This window comes from Ferrovibrio terrae, from assembly GCF_943371255.1.
Taxonomy (GTDB): Bacteria; Pseudomonadota; Alphaproteobacteria; order Ferrovibrionales; family Ferrovibrionaceae; genus Ferrovibrio; species Ferrovibrio terrae_B.
Window position 1 is genome coordinate 13,563 of sequence record NZ_CALRUC010000006.1, and the last position, 17,428, is coordinate 30,990.

The window sequence follows — 17,428 nt, forward strand, 5'->3', positions numbered from 1 at the left end:
GCGGCCAGTATAGCAGCCCGGCCGGGCCCGGCACCGGCCCTGCAACATTCTGAAACACAACGATACGGGGCTGACACCGGTCTGCCCGCCGGGCCGGCTAGGGTGCCGGCCATACCGACCCCCGGATTCAATACAAAGAGCATTCTCCCGATGAAAAACACCGCCGTCCTGGTCGCCGCCGGCCTTCTCGCCCTGCCGCTCGTTGCCACCGCCCAGCAGCAGCCGGCCCAGCAGCCCCCCGCCCAGGCGGAAAAGCCGGAGAAAAAGGACTGGGACATCCGCATCGGTGCCGGTGCGTCCTATCAGCCCGATTACGAAGGCAGCGACGATTATGAGGTCGCGCCGATTCCACTGCTGATGATCAACTACAAGGATATCGTTTTCCTGCGCGGCCCCATGCTGGGCGCGAATCTCTTCACGCTGCAGGGCCCGCGCGAGGGCGACAAGCTGCAGATCGGCCCGCTGCTGCGCTACCAGATGGGCCGCGACGAAGGCGACAACGATGCCCTGCGCGGCCTGGGCGATATCGATGCCGGCGCCGAAGTCGGCGCCTTCATCACCTATCGCGCCGGCCCGTGGTCAACCGGCCTCACGGTCTTCCGCGATGTCACCGATGCGCATGACGGCCTGACCGCGAAGGCCAGCGGCGGCTACATGCACAAGTTTGGCCCGAAGCTGCGTGCCCGCACCGAACTCTACACCACCTGGGCGGACGACAATTACACGCAGACCTTCTTCGGCATCACCGCAGCGCAGGCGCGGCGCAGCGGCCTACGGCAGTATACCGCCGAAGGCGGCATCAAGGATGTCGGCCTGTCGCTCGATCTGGATTACAGCCTGACTGAGAACTGGGGCATCACCGGCCGGCTTGGCTACAAGCGCCTGCTCGGCGATGCGGCCGACAGTCCGCTGGTCGACGGCAAGGGTTCGGCCGATCAGTTCAGCACCGGCCTCATCCTCAGTTACAGGTTCTGAGCCATGAGCGAGCCATGGTCCATGATCGAACCGTGGTATTGGGCGAACTGGGCCGTGGTGCTGAGCAGCCTGATGGCCGGCGTGCTGGTCTCGGTGCTCGGCCGCCGGCTTTCGCCCTTCTGGTCGATTGTCAACGTGATGGCGATTGCGCTGTATCTGTGCTCCTGCCTGGCGACCGTACTGAGTTCGATCCATCTCGAGCAGGATATCATGCTGGCCGGCCTGCAACTCGGCATCGCGGTGGCGATCCTGGTGGTCAGCAGCTATCGCCTGCATCTGCTCGGCGTGGTGATCTTCGTCGCCGGCAGCGGCGGCATGGCGATTGTCCGCATCATCGCCACCATGGCGCATCCGCTCTCGGCCTATGATCTCGGCATCCTGATGCTGGATGCGGTCAGTGTCGGGTTCCTCATCACGCTCTGGCCCTATGTGCATGCCGAGCTGCGCCACATGGGCGCCATGGCGCATCGCTACAGTCTGCTGCAGGGCTGCCGGGCAGATAAGATCGGGGTTTAAGGGCGGCCGGGCGCCGGCGAAGGCGCCTCTTTCTTTTTCGTCATGCCCGGGCTTGGCCCGGGCATCCACGTGTTTTTTCGATCGCCCGCATTTTCAGGCAAGACGCGGATGGCTAAGTCAAACTTGGCCATGGCGATGGAGGGGTTGGTGCTTGAGCCCCGGGTCCTGACCGCCTATAAGGGGCGCCCTTCAAAGCCGCCCCGGATAAAGCCTTCCCCGCCATGGCAAAGCCTGCGCAAGCCATTCCTCATGCCGTGGGTGTCGATTTCGGCACCACCAACACGGTCGTCGCCCTCGCCGGCGCCGATGGCACGGTCACGCCGGTGCGCTTTTCCCATGCCGATGTCGTGCATGAAATCTTCCGCTCGGCGCTGTGCTACGAGGATATCCCGGGCATGCCGCGCCGCATCGAGACCTCGGCCGGGCCCTGGGCGATCGAGCAGTTCCTCGCCACGCCGCATGAGCATCGCTTCATCCAGTCGTTCAAGTCCTTCGCCGCCAGTCCGCTGTTCACCTCGACGCAGATTTTCGGCAAGCGCTTCACCTATGAAGACATCCTGAGCGGCTTCCTCACGCTGTTGCGCCGCCATGCCGGCGCTGCGCTGCAGGATATGGACACCCTGCCGGTGATCGCCGGCCGCCCGGTGCGTTTTGTCGGCGCTGCGCCCGATCCGGTGCTGGCGCTGCAGCGCATGGATGCGTCTTATGCGCGCGCCGGCTTCCCGGCCATGCGCTATGCCTACGAGCCGGTCGGCGCGGCGTTTTTCTTCGCCCGCCGGCTGCAGCGCGATGCCACCATCCTGGTGGCCGATTTCGGCGGCGGCACCAGCGATTTCTCGCTGATGCGGTTTCGCAAGACAGCCCAAGGTGGATTTTCTGGGGGCATCAGCGCCGAGCCGCTCGGCCATTCCGGCGTCGGCGTTGCCGGCGATGCCTTCGATTTCCGCATCATCGACAATGTGGTGGCGCCGCGCCTGGGCAAAGGCGGCAGCTATCGCAACGACGGCAAGACGCTGCCGATCCCCGGCCAGCATTACGCGCAGTTCGCGCAATGGCACCAGCTTGCAATGCTGAAATCGCCCAAAGTGCTGGCCGAGCTGCGCGCGCTGGCCAAAGCCGCCGTCGATCCCGCGGCGCTGGAGGATTTCATCACCGTGGTCGAGATGGATCTCGGCTTCGGCCTCTATCGCGCGGTGTCGGATGCCAAGACCGCGCTGTCATCGGCCGAGCAGACCGTGCTGCGCTTTGCCATGGAAGGCATCGAGATCCGCGAGACAGTGCGGCGGCGGGATTTCGAACGCTGGATCGCCCCCGAGCTGGCGCAGATCGATGCAGCACTCGATCAGGTCTTCGCGGTCTCGGGTCTGACGCCGGCCGCCGTCGACCAGGTGTTCATGACCGGCGGCTCGTCGTTTGTGCCAGCATTACGGTCGCTGTTCGAGGCCCGCTTCGGCGCGGAGCGTCTCGCCACCGGCGACCAGCTGCAGTCGATTGCCTCAGGCTTGGCCCTGATCGGCCTGGAGGCCGACCCCGCGCAGTGGCTCGCCGGGGTGGAGACCCCGGCGGCTTAAGGCCCGGCCTAGCTGAACTGTTCGCGCGCCAATTTTGCGCCCTTGCCCAGTGCCTCCAGTTTGGCGGCGGCGACGGCCGTATCCAGCGGTGCCAGGCCGCAGTTGCTGCAGGGGATCAGCTTGTTCTTCGGCACGTACTGCAGGGCGGCCTTGATCGTGGCGACGATCTGCTCCGGCGTCTCGATCGCATCGGTGGCGACATCGATCACGCCGACCATCACCTCCTTGCCGTCCAGCAGGGCCATCAGATGCGGCGGCACCCGGCTGTTGATGCATTCGAGCGACACCTGGTCGATTTTGCTTTTCGCCAGCGCCGGGAAGAAATCCTCATACTGGCGCCACTCATCGCCGAGCGAGGCCTTCCAGTCGATATTGGCCTTGATGCCGTAGCCGTAGCAGATATGCACCGCGGTCTTGCAGGTCAGGCCGTCGATGGCGCGATGCAGCGCCTCGATACCCCATTCGCCGGCCTGTTTGGTATAGGCATTGAAGGCCGGCTCGTCGAACTGGATGATATCGACACCTTCGGCCTGCAGCGCTTTCGCTTCGGCATTCAGCAGGTCGGCAAAGGCCATCGCCATCTTGATGCGGTCGCCGTAATACTCATCCGCAATGGTGTCGATGATGGTCATCGGGCCGGGCAGGGTGAATTTCAGCTTGCGCTTGGTATGGGCGCGGCAGAAGGCGCCTTCCCAGGGATGCGCGCGGCTCTTCTGTTCCAGCTTGCCGATCACGCGCGGCACCATCGCCTTGTAGCGGTTGTCGCGGATGCCCATCTCCACCTTGTTCTGGCGGTCGATGCCGGCGATGTTTTCCACGAAGCCATGCACGAAATGCTGGCGCGACATCTCGCCGTCGCCGACGATGTCGAGGCCGGCATCTTCCTGCAGCTTGAGCCACAGCAGCGTCGCATCGCGCTTGGCGTCTTCGAGGTCTTTGCCCTCCGCCTTCCATTGCGGCCACAGCTTGTGCGTCTCGGCCAGCCATGCGGGTTTGGGCAGGCTGCCGGCCACGGCGGTGGGAAACAGATGGGCTGCGGACATTGTCTTGCTCCTCCCGATTCGGGGCAGCACCATAGCATGGCCCGGCACAGGTTCAGAAATGGTCCGGCCGGTCAGTCGGCGGGCGCTGCAGCGTAAGCGGGAATCTGGAACTGGCGGCGGTAGCTGCCCGGCGACAGGCCGGTCACGCGCTTGAACAGGCGGCGGAAAAAGGCCGGATCTTCATAGCCGACCTGCCAGCCGATCTCGTCGGCGGCATCGCGCGTCACCTCCAGCCGGCGCTTGGCCTCCTCGATGCGCAGCTGCTGCACATAGGCCAGCGGCGCCAGGCCGGTCGCCTTGGTGAAGCGGCGCTTGAAGGTGCGTTCGGCCAGGCTGGACTGGCGCACCACCTGCTCGACCGGATCGGCCACCGAGTAATGCGTCGCCAGCCAGTTCTGTGCTTCCAGGATCGCGGCATCGCCATGGTCGCGCCGGCCCTCGAAGGTGATGAAGGGCTGCAGGCCGTCGCGGTGCCATTGCAGCGCGTAGAATTTAGCCACCGCGCGCGCCGCCGCTTCGCCATTGTGCCGCGTCACCAGATAGAGCGCGAGATCGTGCCATGACATCGACGCGCCGCAGGACACGAACTGCTGCCGTTCGCCGGCGATGGTCAGCGTCTGCTCGGGAAACACCGGCACTTTGGGGAAGACGGTGCGGAAATGCGGACCATAGGACCAGTGTACGGTGCTGCGCTGGCCATCCAGCAGGCCGGTTTCGGCGATCAGGAAAATCCCCGAACAGGCCGAGCAGAGCGTGGCGCCCGCATCATGCTGCCGCGTCAGCCAGTCGACCAGGTCGCCATAGCGCCCGGTTTTCCAGGCCTGCATCACCAGGGCCGGAACGATGATGATGTCGGTATGCTCGACATCGCGGAAGCTGCGATGCACCTGGATCGGCGTGCCGCCGGCCACCACCAGCGCGCCGGATGCCTCGCCCACCACCTCCACCTGGAACGGCGTGACCGCGGGCAGGCCGGGGATGATGTCCTGCATCTGCGGAAAGGCATTCATCAGGTCGTACATGCCAAACAGCACCGAGGCCGAGGCTTCGGGGATGGCGATCAGGCTGACATGGGCAGATTTGGGCTTCATTCTGGCGCCTCAATGGCACGAGAGAACCGGTATTGACAAGTTACGCTCTCACGTTCGCCCCTGACAATCGCCATTGTGCCGGCCCGCCCACTCCCCCGGGCCATGAGCAATCAGGTGATTCGATGAACGCAGTGAATATCAACCAGGACAAGCTGAACGCCCTGGTCGGCCAGGCCGTCGCCGACATGTCGGGCAGCCATGGCGGCATCATGATCAGCATCGGCAACAAGCTCGGCCTCTACAAGGCGATGGTGGGCCAGGGTGCGCTGACATCGGACGACCTGGCCAAGCGCGCTGGCTGTGCCGAGCGCTATGTGCGGGAATGGCTGAACGCCAACGCCGCCGGTGGCTATGTGACCTATCACCCGGCCGAGCGGAAATACGAACTCAGCCCGGAACAGGTGCTGCTGCTGGCCGACGACACCAGCCCGGTTTTCATTCCAAATGCCTGGGAAGTCGGTGCCTCGATGTGGCAGGACGAACCCAAGACCATCGAAGCCTTCCGTACCGGCAAGGGCGTCGCCTGGGGCGATCACCATGAGCGCCTGTATTGCGGCATCGCGGCCTTCTTCCGCAACGGCTATGCCGCGCATCTGGTGCCGGACTGGCTGCCGGCGCTGGACGGTGTGGTGCCCAAACTGGAGCAGGGCGCCCGGGTCGCCGATATCGGCTGCGGTCATGGCCATTCTTCCATCATCATGGCCAAGGCCTTTCCGAAGGCCCGCTTCTGGGGCTTCGACAGCCATGCCGGCTCGATTATCACGGCGCGCGAGAATGCAAAGAAGGCCGGCGTGGCCGACCGCGTGCAGTTCGCGGTGGCGAAGGCCGGTGCCTATCCGGAAACCGGCTTCGACCTGATCTGTTTCTTCGATGCGCTGCATGACATGGGCCATCCCGACCGCGCGCTGCAGCAGGCGGCCCAGGCGCTGGCCAAGGACGGCACGCTGATGCTGGTCGAGCCCTTTGCCAACGACAAGGTCGAGGACAACCTCAACCCGATCGGCCGCATGTATTACGCTGGCTCGACCGCGCTGTGCTGCGCCCATGCGATCTCGGAAAACGGCAGCCATGTGCTGGGTGCCCAGGCCGGCGAGGGCCGGCTGGCCGAGCTGGCGAAGGCGAACGGCTTCTCGCAGTTCCGCCGTGCCACCGCCACGCCATTCAACCTGATCCTCGAAGCGCGGCACTGACTATGCGTGCAGCCACCTTGACGAGTCTTGGCCTGGCGGTGCTCGGCCGGCGCGCCGAGGACCGCGATACCACCTGGCTGACGCGACTGCTGGAAGCCCTGCGCGTGCAACACCGGAGAATCCGGGCCCGCCAGGCTCTGGCGCGGATCGATCATCGCACCCTGCGGGATGCGGGGATCGATCCGGTCGCCGCAACCTATGAGGCCGCGCTGCCCTTCTGGGTCGCGGAGCGACGCCTGCGCGACCTGTGACGGACAGTGCCGCCGGATGGCGGCCAGAGAGGATTATTGCGATGTCGATGGCACACACCGATCTTGCGCCCGGATTCGGGCAAGCAGGCAATGCCGTCTGGCGCCTGCGCGTCAGCGAGGGCGGCGCGCTGCTGCGGCTGGCGACGCCGATCATGCTGATCGCGCTGGTCAACATGGGTATGAGCGTGACCGACACGCTGATGGTGTCGATGCTGTTCGGCACCGATGCGCTGGCGGCGGTGGCGGTCGGCAGCGATCTCTACTCGATCCTCTTCTATCTCTGTGCCGGCACGCTCGGCGGCATCGCGCCCTTTTATGCCGCGGCGGCCGCGCGTGCGGACGCCGCCGAGCGCCAGCGGCTCGAACGGATCGGCTGGATCATGGTGGCCCTGCTGGCCGCGCTGGCGGTTCCGGCGGTGTGGTTCGCGCCCGCCTGGCTGCAGCTTTTTGGTCTCGATCCCGCATTGCTCGCGCTGGGTCAGGGTTACACGCGCGCCATGGCGCTCACCCTGCTGCCGATGCTGGGCGTCATGCTCTACCGCACGATCCTCACGGCAGCGGAGAAGCCGAAGGTCTTTCTCAAAGTCACGCTGGCGATGCTGCCGCTGAATGCGGCTGGGAACTATGTGCTGATGATGGGTGCCGGCCCGATTCCCGCCTTCGGCCCCACCGGTGCCGGCATCGCCACGCTGCTGGTCACGCTGGCCAGCCTTGCGGCGCTGGTTGTCACCGCGCGCCGCGCTGCTCCGGCCGCATCGACGGCGACAGCCATCGACTGGCGCGGCCTATTGGCCGTACTCCGGGTCGGCATTCCCATCGGGATCACCACGGCCACCGAAACCGGCATCTTCCTCGCGGTGACGCTCTATGCCGCGACGCTGGGGGCGGCCGATGTGGCTGCGCATACCTTAACCCTGCGGATGGCGGGGATTGTCTATGCCGGTTCGGCCGCCATGCTGCAGGCGGCCATGGTGCGCATGGCGCGTGCCGACAGCCTGGGCGATGCGCACGCGGCCCGGGCCGTCGTCACCAGCAGCCTGATCCTGTCTTTCGCTGGCGGTACGGCCACTTGCCTGCTGCTGGGTTTTGGCGCGCAGCCGCTGGCAACATGGTTCTTCGATACCAGCGCGGCGGGTATCGCGGCGATCCAGGTCGCGGTCGGCCTGCTGCTGCTGCTCGGCCTGCTGGAGTTTGCCGCCTATCCCGGTCTGGCCGCTTCAGGTCTGCTGCGCGGGCGCAAGGATACCCGGACCCCGATGATCTACATGCTCTTTGCATACTGGGGCATCGGCGCGCCTGTGGGCGTTTATCTGTGCGAAATCCAGGCGCTGGGCGTCACCGGCCTGTGGATCGGCCTGGTCACCGGTGCCTGCGTCACCACCGTGCTGACGCTGGGACGGCTGCGCACCCGGCGCTAGCGGCGCGATAATACCCGCAGGACGTGGATTTGCCTCCGCTTGCCGGGCGCATTAGTCTGATGCCGCCCGAGATACAAAAAACAACTGGAGGAAATATCCATGTCCCTGCGGCACATCATACCCGGACTCGCGAAGCTGGGTATCGCGACGGCCTTGCTGCTGTCGGTCACCACGACAGCCGGCTGGGCACAGAGTCGCCCGACGGTGAAAGACCTGGGCGGCACGCCGCCTGCATCGGTGATCTATATCGGCAACAGCTTCTTCTACTACAACAACAGCATGCACGGGCATATCGCGCTCATGCTGCGCGAGGGTATGCGCGATTTCAAACACCGCGCGTCGTCGGTGACGATCAGCGGCTCGGGCCTCGACTGGCATGATGTCGGTTCGTATTTCCGGCCGGCCGGCATCGGCAAGTATTCCTTCGTCGGCGACAATGAAGTGGTGTTCAATCCGCCGACCGACAAGTTGTTCGAAGTCGCCGTGATGATGGATTGCAGCCAGTGCCCGGTGCATCCGACCCTAAGCAAGAGCTTCACCGAATATACCAAGAAGCACAGCGACACCGTGCGCAAGAACGGCGGCAAGCCGGTGTTCTTCATGTCCTGGGCCTATCAGGACAAGCCGGAGATGACGCAGCAGCTGGCCGAGGCCTATACGGTGGCGGCCAATGCCAACAACGCGCTGGTGATTCCGGCCGGTCTGGCCTTTGCGAATTCGATCAAGCTGAAGCCCGATCTGAATCTCTATGTCGCCGACAAGCGGCATCCGAGCCTGGCGGGTACCTATCTTGCCGCAGCGACCACCTATGCCACGCTGTTCGGCAAGTCGCCGGTCGGGCTGAAATACGATGCCGGGCTGGGCGCCGATACAGCGGCGCATCTGCAGAAGGTGGCGCAGGACACCGTGCAGCAGTATCTGGCGCGCTGACAGCGTCTGAGGTATTGGCGGCGGCGGAGGTGACTCCGCCGCCGTTTGTTTTTAGGGCTGCTTACTCTGCCGCGACCGCTGCGCGCTGCGCGGCCAGCACGCGCTCGGTCGGCCGCGTGTTCATGAACAGCTGCATCACGCCGGCGGCGGCACCGATGCCGGCGGCCAGCTGCCAGGCCAGCGTGTAGGAGCCGAGCGAATCATAGATCACGCCGCCGGCCCAGGCGCCGAGGAAGCTGCCGACCTGGTGGCTGAAGAAAGCGATGCCGGTCAGCGTGGCGAGATAACGGATGCCGAAGATCTGCGCCACCAGGCCGTTGACCAGCGGGATCACACCAAGCCACAGCGTGCCCATGACGGCGGCAAAGACCAGCGTGCTGAACTGGCTCACCGGTGTCATGAAATAGACCGCGATGGCAGCCGAGCGGATCAGGTAGATCAGGCCGAGCAGCATTGGCTTGTGATAGCGGTCGCCGAGCCAGCCGAACAGCCAGCTGCCGAACACGTTGAAGGCACCGATCACCGCCAGTGCCTGCGCGCCCAGCATCGGGTCGGCGCCGCAATCGGCCAGGAAGGTGGGCAGATGCGTGGTGAGGAACACCAGCTGCAGGCCGCAGACGAAGAAGGCCGCGGCCATCACGATATAGCCGCCATGGCGGCGCGCTTCGGCCAGGGTGCTGCGCATGGTTTCGGCGGCGCCGGGCATGGCATCCAGGGGAACCTTGTCCGCCTTGCCGCCCATCAGCGCGGCGGGCAGCATCGCGGCAGCCAGCGCCACGAAGGCAAACATCGCCATCTGCCAGCCGCTCGTCTGGATCACGCTCTGCGCCAGCGGTGCGCAGAAGAAGGTGCCGATCGAGCCGGCGGCAGAGACCAGACCGAAGGCCAGGCTGCGCCGTTCGGGCCGCACCACTTTCGCGGCGATCTTGGCGGCGATGCCCGATGTGGTGCAGGCCAGCGCCACGCCGATCATCAGGCCGGAGCCCAGCGTTACCATCCAGGCGGCCGAGGCATAGGCGGTGAGGATCAGCGCGCCGGCATAGAGCAGGCCACCGAAGAAGGCGATGAAGCGGGTGCCGAATTTATCGACCAGCGCGCCGGCAAAGGGCTGCGACACGCCCCAGACGATATTCTGGATGGCCAGGGCAAATGCAAAGTCGGCCGCCGAAATGCCGATGTCCTTGGTCACCGGCTGCATGAACAGCCCCAGGCTCTGCCGCATGCCCATGGCGAGCGACAGCATGATGGCGGCGCCGGCGAGGATCGAGATGCTCTGCCACTGGCTGAGCGAGGGATGATGGAAAGAATGGCGGGAAGCAGCAGGCGAGGCGGTGTCGGTGGCCATGACGGGGCTCTGTTCGTTCTTGTCTCGGGTGCCGGCGATGATAGGGGCGGATTTGCACAAGTCCAGAGGGGGAAATGTACCCCTACATCTTGCCAGCCTGGCGCCGGAATGCTGAGGTAGCACAAACCCCTGACACAAAAGAGGCTCGCATGAGCAAGGATATCCTGAAGGATATGGAAAAGTATCGCGGCGAACTGACCGCGATCCGCCACGACATCCACCAGCATCCCGAAACCGCCTTCGAGGAAAACCGCACCGCCGATGTGGTGGCGGCCAAGCTGACCGAATGGGGCATCCCGATCCATCGCGGCCTGGGCAAGACCGGCGTGGTGGGTACGCTGAAGGGCAAGCGCCCGGGTCAGCGCACCATCGCGCTGCGCGCCGACATGGACGCGCTGAACATGCAGGAAAAGAACACCTTCGATTACACCTCGGTGCATCAGGGCAAGATGCATGCCTGCGGCCATGACGGCCACACCACCATGCTGCTGGGTGCGGCCAAGCATCTGGCGCATGATCCCGATTTTGCCGGCACGCTGCATTTCATCTTCCAGCCCGCCGAAGAGGGCGAGGGCGGCGCGCGGGTGATGATCGAGGATGGCCTGTTCGAGAAATTTCCCTGCGATGCGGTCTATGGCATGCACAACATGCCCGGCCTCAAGACCGGCGATTTCGCCATCCGGCCCGGCCCGATGATGGCAGCCTCGGATACCTGGACCGCCGTGTTCCGCGGCACCGGCGGCCATGGCGCGATGCCCTATTTCGGCACCGACCCGACGCAGCCGGCGGCGGCCTTTGTCACCGCGACGCAGAGCATCATCGGCCGCAATGTGAATCCGCAGCATGCCGCTGTGGTCAGCATCGGCCATCTGGCCGCCGGCCAGTATGGCGCGGCCAATGTGATTCCATCCGAAGTCATCGTGCGCGGTACGGCGCGCAGCTATACGCCTGATGACCGCGATCTGCTGGATCGCCGACTGGGCGAGATCGCGCGCGGCCTGGCAGCGGCGCATAACTGCACGGTGGAGTATGATTACCTGCGCCGCTATCCGCCGCTGCGCAACGCGGCCGAGCAGACCCAGCTGGCGCTGAAGGCGGCCGCCCTCACCGTGGGGGCAGCACGCACCGATGGCGATGTCGAACCGCTGACCGGTGCGGAGGATTTCGCCTTCATGCTGGAGAAGAAGCCCGGCGCCTATATCCTGATCGGTAATGGCGGCAGCATCGCGGATGGCTCCTGCCATTCGGTGCACACGCCGCATTACGACTTCAACGATCAGATCATTCTGACCGGCGCCGCCTACTGGGTGAATCTGGTGGGGGTGGAACTGGGCGACGCCGCGTAAGGCGCCGCGTCACTTACCAGCCGAAGCCGAGTGTCACGCCAAGCCGGCCTTGCGTCGGCGAGCCGGCCTGATCCACCAGCGGGCTGTCGGCGGCATCGCCGGCAATGCGGTCGATGCCGGCAAAACCGCCCAGCGACAGCTGTTCGGTCAGCCTGTAGCGCAAGGACGCACCGAGGCCGTAGCTCATGAAGGCGCCGTCGGGATTGTAGGCACGATAACCGCTGCGCGTGGCCTGGCCGGGCGTGATGCCGAAATAGGTCTGCGTGAAGTCCTTGCTCGCCACGGTCACCTTCGGGCCGACCGTCAGCATCAGGCTGTCGCTCAGCTTGGTGCTCCAGTTGACGAAGGCATCGCCGATCACGGCATCGTGGCCGCCAAAGCCCTGACGGATCTCGGTGCCGATGGTGAAGGGCCGCAGGTCGTAATGCACGTAGCCACCGGCTTCACCGGCCGCATCGATATCGCCCATGCCACGCAGCGCGCGGTCATCATCCTGGTCGCGGCCCATGCGGTATTTCACCACCGGGCCGGCTTTCCAGTTCGAGCCCGTGTCCATCAGGTTGGCGCCGAGGCCGTCGCGGGTGGAGAGGAAAACGCGGTCGGCATAGCGCAGATCGAACAGCGGAAGCGGATCGATGTCATAATCGTCGGAGCCGAGATAGCTCGGCGCATAGATGGCGCCGCCGCCGATGGTGAGCCGCAGGGGCTGCTCGGCCGGCTTTGTCTCGGCCGGTTTCGTCGCAGCCGTCTGCGCATGCGCCGCCGACACCGCCAGAACGGCAGTGCAGGCGAACAGGGCGGCAGAGAGCAGAAAACGGCGCATGGCGGCGGGCAGACCTTTGAACACAAACGGCCAACGGAGACAAACGACCGGGACCGGCACTGATATCCAGGGGATAGTCATGGCGATCAATTGCGGCTGTATCTTGGCAGCAATGCGCCATCGCCGCCGTGACTGCGGTCACGGCGGGGCCAAACACAATATTCCACGTAGTAGAAGGACTTAGTGGCCCAGTTTGGCGTAGCGGTCGCGCATGGCCGAGGCCAGCATGCGGTCGCAGCCGCTGCCGGCATGGGCGGCAGACTGGCGTTTCAGGGTTTTCGCCGGGTCGCTGAGGGGCCGCAGCAGCAGGCCCTCGGGCCGGTCCTCGACAGTGAATTCGGTGCCGGCGCGCCAGTGATGGGCATCGCGCATGTCCTGCGGCAGGTCGAGCCTGCCTTTTTTGTCCAGTTTCAGATGGGTCGCCATGATCGCCTCGCAAAATGAACGGGGAGTGCGTCCGGGAAGGCGGCCAGTGAAGCGCCGAAACCCGCTGGCAGACAAGAGGCCGGGAGTGCCAGCTCGGCCGTGCGCGGATCGATGCCCGGAAAGCAGGCTAATTGCCTGCCGTTTCGGCAATGGCGGAGTCTGCGGCGGATTTGCTGATGCCCAGCACCTTGATGCGCGAGGCCAGCGTGGTCGGCTTCACCCCCAGCAGGGCGGCGGCGCCGTTCGGGCCGAAAACCCGGCCGCCACAGCTGTGCAGGGCAGCCAGGATATTGGCGCGGTCGCGGCTGCGCCGGTCGGCATCGGTCAGCAATGCCGGGGCTGTGATGTCCTGGGCTGGCGGCGCAGGTTTCGCCGGCGGCCCGGCGGCGTCCGGCAGTTCGATCCGCAGACGGCCGTCGCGCGCCAGGATCGCGGCGCGCTCGATCATGTTTTCCAGTTCGCGCACATTGCCCGGCCAGTCATAGGTCGACAGTCGCCGCATGTCGCCTTCACTCAGGCGCAGGCCATCGGTTTTCAGCTTGCGGCTGGCACCGCGCAGGAAATGCGCCGCCAGCAGCGGCAGGTCGGCGCGGCGCTCGCGCAGCGGCACGGACTCGATCGGCACGACGTTGAGGCGGAAATACAGATCCTCGCGGAAGCGGCCGCGACGCACTTCGGTTTTCAGATCGCGGTTGGTGGCGGCAATCACGCGCACATCGACATTGCGGGTGCGTTCCTCGCCGACGCGCTCGAACTGGCCTTCCTGCAGCACGCGTAGCAGCTTGCCCTGCAGCTCGAGCGGAATCTCGCCCACTTCATCGAGGAACAGCGTGCCGCCATCGGCCAGCTCGAAGCGACCGATGCGATCACGCAGCGCACCGGTGAAGGCACCCTTCACATGGCCGAAGAATTCGCTCTCGAACAGCTCGCGCGGGATGGCGGCGCAGTTGACGCGGATCAGCGGGCGGTCGAGGCGCTTGCTGGCCTCATGGATGGCGCGCGCGATCAGCTCCTTGCCGGTACCGCTTTCGCCCGTCACCAGCACGGTGGCATCGGTGGGGGCGACGAGCTCGACCTGGCGCAATACGCTCTGGATCGCAGCGGAGGTGCCGATGATGCCGCGGTGATTGCTCTCGGCGCGGATTTCCTCCTGCAAGTACGCGTTTTCCAGTTCCAGTTTCTGGCGCAGCGATTCCACTTCCTCCAATGCCGCATGCAGTTTTTCATCGGCCTCGCGTTTCAGGCTGACATCGCGGAAGACCACGACGGCGCCGACCACGGCGCCCCGGTCGCGGATCGGTGTCGAAGTGTATTCGACCCAGAAGGCCGTGCCGTCCTTGCGCCAGAACACCTCGTTGGCCACGGTATGGATTTGGCCGTCGCGGAAGGCGCCATAGATCGGGCAGTCATGGCCGGGATAATGCGAGCCATCGGCATGGCTGTGATGCACCATGGAATGGATATCCTGGCCGACCAGTTCATCGGCGCTCCAGCCCAGCATGCGTTCGGCAGCCGGATTGACGAAGGTGGTCTTGCCCTCGGCATTCACGCCATAGATGCCTTCGCCGGCGGCCGAGAGGATCAGCTGGTTCTCGCGTTCGATGTCGCGGAAGAAACGCTCGACGCGCTGCCATTCGGCGATGCCGCCGCGCACATAGAAGTCCGCTTCGGAATCGACATTGCGACGGCGCAGTTCATCCAGGTCGGTGGCGGTGAGCAGCAGGCGGCCGTCGTTGCCAAACGGCGCGCCGACATATTCCACTTTCAGTTCGCGGCCGGTGGCGTGGCGCGGACTTAAGGCGCGCGTCCAGTAGCGGCCTTTCAGCATCACGGCCTGGCTGAACACGATCAGGGCCGGGCGCTGGTCCGGGTGCAGGTCGGTGACGCGGGCGGCGCAGAGCGCGGCGCGGTCATAGCCGAACAACCGGCAGGCGGCCGGATTGGCATCCAGCACGCGGTCCTGGGCCGGGTCGATCACCAGCATGGCCTGCGGTGCGCCCTCGAAAACGGGGTCGATGGCCTCGGGGGCGACGGGTGCAGTGTCAGGAATGCTCATTACGAAGAATTGTAATTCATACTACGAAGTCTCGTATACTACGAAATATCGTAATATGGATTTCGAGGCATCTTTTCGGATTTATGCCGGATTTACTGAGCGCCGCGCTGCCACCGTCGCCCCTGACAGCGCTGGCATACTCCTTGCTCCCTCTCAAGGCAGGCAGCCATTCAGGGGAGATACCGACGATGTCGTTGTTCAAGAATCCGTTCGATTCCGCAGCCGATCTGTCCGCCTGCCCCTGCGGCGCCCATAAATCCCTCGCCGATCACAATGCCGAGCTGGCGCTGCTGCAGCGCGACCAGCAGCTGCAGACCGCCGCCGATTCCGAAAAGCGCCTGACCAACGCGGTCGACCAGGCCGTGGTGCGCGCCCTGATCCCCGATGACATGACCCGTCGCCGCGTGCTGCACACCATCGGTGCCGGCACCCTGCTGGCCGCCATCGAGCAGTTCTTCCCGCTGGCCACCGCGCGCGAGGTTTTCGCGCAGGACAAGGGCCCGCTGGAGAAGAAGGATCTCAAGGTCGGCTTCATCGCCATCACCTGCGCCACGCCGATCATCATGGCGCATCCGATGGGCTTCTATTCCAAGCATGGCCTCAATGTCGATGTGATCAAGACCGCCGGCTGGGCAGTGATCCGCGACAAGACCATCAACAAGGAGTACGACGCCGCCCATATGCTGTCGCCGATGCCGCTGGCGATCACCACCGGCACTGGTTCGAACCCGATCCCCTACACCATGCCGGCGGTGGAAAACATCAACGGCCAGGCGATCACGCTGGCGATGAAGCACAAGGACAAGCGCGATCCGAAGCAGTGGAAGGGCTTCAAGCTCGCGGTGCCCTTCGACTATTCGATGCACAACTACCTGCTGCGCTATTACCTGGCCGAACACGGTATCGACCCGGATGCCGATGTGCAGATCCGTTCGGTGCCGCCGCCGGAGATGGTGGCCAACCTGCGCGCCGACAATATCGACGGCTTCCTGGCGCCCGATCCGGTCAACCAGCGCGCGGTCTATGACGGCGTCGGCTTTATCCATCTGCTGACCAAGGAAATCTGGGACGGCCATCCCTGCTGCGCCTTCGCCGCCAGCCAGGAATTCGTCACCACCAATCCCAACACCTATCGCGCCCTGCTGCGCGCGATCATCGAAGCCACCGCCTATGCCACCAAGGCGGAAAACCGTAAGCAGATCGCCGAAGCCATCGCGCCGGCCGCCTATCTGAACCAGCCGGTGACGGTGGTCGAGCAGGTGCTGACCGGGACTTACGCCGATGGTCTGGGCAACATCAAGCGCGTGCCGGATCGTATCGATTTCGCGCCCTTCCCCTGGCAGAGCTTCGGCATCTGGATCCTCACACAGATGAAGCGCTGGGGCCAGATCAAGGGCGATGTCGATTACCAGAAGATCGCCGAGCAGGTCTTCCTCGCCACCGACACCCAGAAGCTGATGCAGGATGTCGGCCTCACCCCCCCGAGCAGCCCGTACAAGACCTTCTCGGTGATGGGCAAGCCGTTCGATCCGTCCAAGCCGACCGAATACATCAACTCGTTCAAGATCAAGCGCGTCTAAAGCCGGCGCTTCGGAGTCCAGTCGATGAAGATGTCGTTCCGCCTGCGTGCTGCCGTGGTCTCGGTGGCCCTGCTGGTCACCCTGCTTGCGGCCTGGCATATCGCCACCTCGGGCGTTGGCCAGACGCAGGCGATGGACCCGGAATATGCCAAGCTGATGGGCCTGACGGCGACGCAGGGCAAATCGGCCATGCCGGGGCCGCTGGATGTGGCAAAAATCCTCGGCGGCCATCTCGCCGATCCCTTCTATGTGAAGGGGCCGAACGACCAGGGCATCGGCATCCAGCTCGCCTATTCCATCGGCCGAGTCGCGCTCGGCTTTGGCCTGGCGGTGATCGTCGCCGTGCCGCTCGGTTTCCTGATCGGTCTGTCGCCGCTGTTCCGTCAGGCGCTCGATCCGTTTATTCAAGTCATGCGGCCTGTCTCTCCATTGGCCTGGATGCCGCTGGCGCTCTACACCATCAAGGACAGCGCGATCTCGTCGATTTTCGTCATCTTCATCTGTTCGGTCTGGCCGATGCTGACCAACACCGCCTTCGCGGTGGCCAATGTGCGACGCGAATGGCTCAATGTGGCCCGCACCCTGGAAGTCGGCACCTTCAGAAAAATCTTCCGCGTCATCCTGCCCGCTGCTGCTCCTACCATCCTCACCGGCATGCGCATCTCGATCTCGATCGCCTGGCTGGTGATCGTGGCGGCCGAGATGCTGGTTGGCGGCACCGGCATCGGCTACTTCGTGTGGAACGAGTGGAACAACCTCTCCATCGCCAATGTGATCAACGCGATCCTGTTCATCGGCGTGATCGGCATGCTGCTCGACCAGCTGCTCGGCTTCCTCACGCGTCTCGTCACCTTCACCGAGTAGTCG

General features: G+C 64.8%; 16 protein-coding genes. 10 read left to right on the forward strand and 6 right to left on the reverse strand.

From position 1 onward, the window contains the following. Nucleotides 1-150: 150 nt before the first annotated feature. The 3 genes from AAG799_RS02525 to AAG799_RS02535 all read left to right on the forward strand — a co-directional run bounded on the left by AAG799_RS02525 (nucleotide 151) and on the right by AAG799_RS02535 (nucleotide 3,062). Nucleotides 151-975, forward strand: a complete 825-nt coding sequence (locus AAG799_RS02525; RefSeq protein ID WP_341894219.1) for a MipA/OmpV family protein — start codon at nucleotides 151-153, stop codon at nucleotides 973-975. A gap of 3 nt (nucleotides 976-978) precedes the next feature. Next, entirely contained in the window at nucleotides 979-1,491 is a 513-nt protein-coding gene (locus tag AAG799_RS02530) for a hypothetical protein (protein WP_341894220.1), read from the forward strand. 221 nt (nucleotides 1,492-1,712) lie between these two features. Continuing rightward, nucleotides 1,713-3,062: an Hsp70 family protein gene (locus AAG799_RS02535; protein ID WP_341894221.1), complete on the forward strand. Its 1,350-nt coding sequence runs from the start codon at nucleotides 1,713-1,715 to the stop codon at nucleotides 3,060-3,062. 8 nt (nucleotides 3,063-3,070) lie between these two features. Here AAG799_RS02535 and AAG799_RS02540 read toward each other — a convergent pair whose 3' ends face one another. Then, nucleotides 3,071-4,105, reverse strand: a complete 1,035-nt coding sequence (locus tag AAG799_RS02540) for a methionine synthase (protein WP_341894222.1) — start codon at nucleotides 4,103-4,105, stop codon at nucleotides 3,071-3,073. 71 nt (nucleotides 4,106-4,176) lie between these two features. Continuing rightward, on the reverse strand, nucleotides 4,177-5,196 hold the full coding sequence (locus AAG799_RS02545) for a helix-turn-helix domain-containing protein (protein ID WP_341894223.1): 1,020 nt from the start codon (nucleotides 5,194-5,196) through the stop codon (nucleotides 4,177-4,179). 122 nt (nucleotides 5,197-5,318) lie between these two features. On the opposite strand from AAG799_RS02545, the gene AAG799_RS02550 reads away from it, so the two are divergent. From AAG799_RS02550 to AAG799_RS02565, 4 genes are all read left to right on the forward strand, one after another. After that, a complete protein-coding gene (locus AAG799_RS02550; protein ID WP_341894224.1) occupies nucleotides 5,319-6,386 on the forward strand; it encodes a class I SAM-dependent methyltransferase in 1,068 nt (355 codons plus the stop codon). A gap of 17 nt (nucleotides 6,387-6,403) precedes the next feature. Beyond that, on the forward strand, nucleotides 6,404-6,637 hold the full coding sequence (locus AAG799_RS02555) for a hypothetical protein (RefSeq protein ID WP_341894225.1): 234 nt from the start codon (nucleotides 6,404-6,406) through the stop codon (nucleotides 6,635-6,637). A 41-nt stretch (nucleotides 6,638-6,678) separates the two neighbouring features. Further along, nucleotides 6,679-8,055, forward strand: coding sequence for an MATE family efflux transporter (locus AAG799_RS02560; RefSeq protein WP_341894226.1), 1,377 nt, complete (start codon nucleotides 6,679-6,681; stop codon nucleotides 8,053-8,055). A 99-nt stretch (nucleotides 8,056-8,154) separates the two neighbouring features. Continuing rightward, entirely contained in the window at nucleotides 8,155-8,985 is an 831-nt protein-coding gene (locus AAG799_RS02565; RefSeq protein ID WP_341894227.1) for a DUF4886 domain-containing protein, read from the forward strand. 61 nt (nucleotides 8,986-9,046) lie between these two features. On the opposite strand, the gene AAG799_RS02570 is transcribed toward AAG799_RS02565, so the two are convergent. Then, nucleotides 9,047-10,330 (reverse strand): MFS transporter, encoded by a 1,284-nt coding sequence (locus AAG799_RS02570; RefSeq protein ID WP_341894228.1) that lies wholly within the window; start codon nucleotides 10,328-10,330, stop codon nucleotides 9,047-9,049. 149 nt (nucleotides 10,331-10,479) lie between these two features. Here AAG799_RS02570 and AAG799_RS02575 point away from each other — a divergent pair, with 149 nt between their 5' ends. Further along, complete coding sequence (locus tag AAG799_RS02575) at nucleotides 10,480-11,676, forward strand: M20 aminoacylase family protein (RefSeq protein ID WP_341894229.1); 1,197 nt, start codon at nucleotides 10,480-10,482, stop codon at nucleotides 11,674-11,676. 13 nt (nucleotides 11,677-11,689) lie between these two features. On the opposite strand, the gene AAG799_RS02580 is transcribed toward AAG799_RS02575, so the two are convergent. From AAG799_RS02580 to AAG799_RS02590, 3 genes are all read right to left on the reverse strand, one after another. Then, nucleotides 11,690-12,499 carry a MipA/OmpV family protein gene (locus AAG799_RS02580; RefSeq protein WP_341894230.1) on the reverse strand — a complete coding sequence of 270 codons (810 nt, stop codon included), beginning with the start codon at nucleotides 12,497-12,499 and terminating at the stop codon, nucleotides 11,690-11,692. Nucleotides 12,500-12,679: 180 nt separating this feature from the next. Then, on the reverse strand, nucleotides 12,680-12,925 hold the full coding sequence (locus AAG799_RS02585) for an AbrB/MazE/SpoVT family DNA-binding domain-containing protein (protein ID WP_341894231.1): 246 nt from the start codon (nucleotides 12,923-12,925) through the stop codon (nucleotides 12,680-12,682). A 127-nt stretch (nucleotides 12,926-13,052) separates the two neighbouring features. Continuing rightward, nucleotides 13,053-14,981: a sigma 54-interacting transcriptional regulator gene (locus AAG799_RS02590; protein ID WP_341894232.1), complete on the reverse strand. Its 1,929-nt coding sequence runs from the start codon at nucleotides 14,979-14,981 to the stop codon at nucleotides 13,053-13,055. 188 nt (nucleotides 14,982-15,169) lie between these two features. On the opposite strand from AAG799_RS02590, the gene AAG799_RS02595 reads away from it, so the two are divergent. Then, nucleotides 15,170-16,561, forward strand: coding sequence for a CmpA/NrtA family ABC transporter substrate-binding protein (locus AAG799_RS02595; RefSeq protein WP_341894233.1), 1,392 nt, complete (start codon nucleotides 15,170-15,172; stop codon nucleotides 16,559-16,561). 24 nt (nucleotides 16,562-16,585) lie between these two features. After that, nucleotides 16,586-17,425 carry a nitrate ABC transporter permease gene (ntrB, locus tag AAG799_RS02600; protein WP_341894234.1) on the forward strand — a complete coding sequence of 280 codons (840 nt, stop codon included), beginning with the start codon at nucleotides 16,586-16,588 and terminating at the stop codon, nucleotides 17,423-17,425. Nucleotides 17,426-17,428: the final 3 nt, after the last annotated feature.

Bases quoted from the DNA above. Each gene is read 5' to 3' on its own strand.
- AAG799_RS02585 (WP_341894231.1), bottom strand. From the start codon at position 12,925: ATGGCGACCCATCTGAAACTGGACAAAAAAGGCAGGCTCGACCTGCCG.
- AAG799_RS02550 (WP_341894224.1), top strand. From the start codon at position 5,319: ATGAACGCAGTGAATATCAACCAGGACAAGCTGAACGCCCTGGTCGGC.
- AAG799_RS02580 (WP_341894230.1), bottom strand. From the start codon at position 12,499: ATGCGCCGTTTTCTGCTCTCTGCCGCCCTGTTCGCCTGCACTGCCGTT.
- AAG799_RS02530 (WP_341894220.1), top strand. From the start codon at position 979: ATGAGCGAGCCATGGTCCATGATCGAACCGTGGTATTGGGCGAACTGG.
- AAG799_RS02540 (WP_341894222.1), bottom strand. From the start codon at position 4,105: ATGTCCGCAGCCCATCTGTTTCCCACCGCCGTGGCCGGCAGCCTGCCC.
- AAG799_RS02570 (WP_341894228.1), bottom strand. From the start codon at position 10,330: ATGGCCACCGACACCGCCTCGCCTGCTGCTTCCCGCCATTCTTTCCAT.
- AAG799_RS02560 (WP_341894226.1), top strand. From the start codon at position 6,679: ATGTCGATGGCACACACCGATCTTGCGCCCGGATTCGGGCAAGCAGGC.
- AAG799_RS02545 (WP_341894223.1), bottom strand. From the start codon at position 5,196: ATGAAGCCCAAATCTGCCCATGTCAGCCTGATCGCCATCCCCGAAGCC.
- AAG799_RS02535 (WP_341894221.1), top strand. From the start codon at position 1,713: ATGGCAAAGCCTGCGCAAGCCATTCCTCATGCCGTGGGTGTCGATTTC.
- AAG799_RS02595 (WP_341894233.1), top strand. From the start codon at position 15,170: ATGTCGTTGTTCAAGAATCCGTTCGATTCCGCAGCCGATCTGTCCGCC.
- AAG799_RS02565 (WP_341894227.1), top strand. From the start codon at position 8,155: ATGTCCCTGCGGCACATCATACCCGGACTCGCGAAGCTGGGTATCGCG.
- AAG799_RS02525 (WP_341894219.1), top strand. From the start codon at position 151: ATGAAAAACACCGCCGTCCTGGTCGCCGCCGGCCTTCTCGCCCTGCCG.
- AAG799_RS02575 (WP_341894229.1), top strand. From the start codon at position 10,480: ATGAGCAAGGATATCCTGAAGGATATGGAAAAGTATCGCGGCGAACTG.
- AAG799_RS02590 (WP_341894232.1), bottom strand. From the start codon at position 14,981: ATGAGCATTCCTGACACTGCACCCGTCGCCCCCGAGGCCATCGACCCC.
- ntrB (WP_341894234.1), top strand. From the start codon at position 16,586: ATGAAGATGTCGTTCCGCCTGCGTGCTGCCGTGGTCTCGGTGGCCCTG.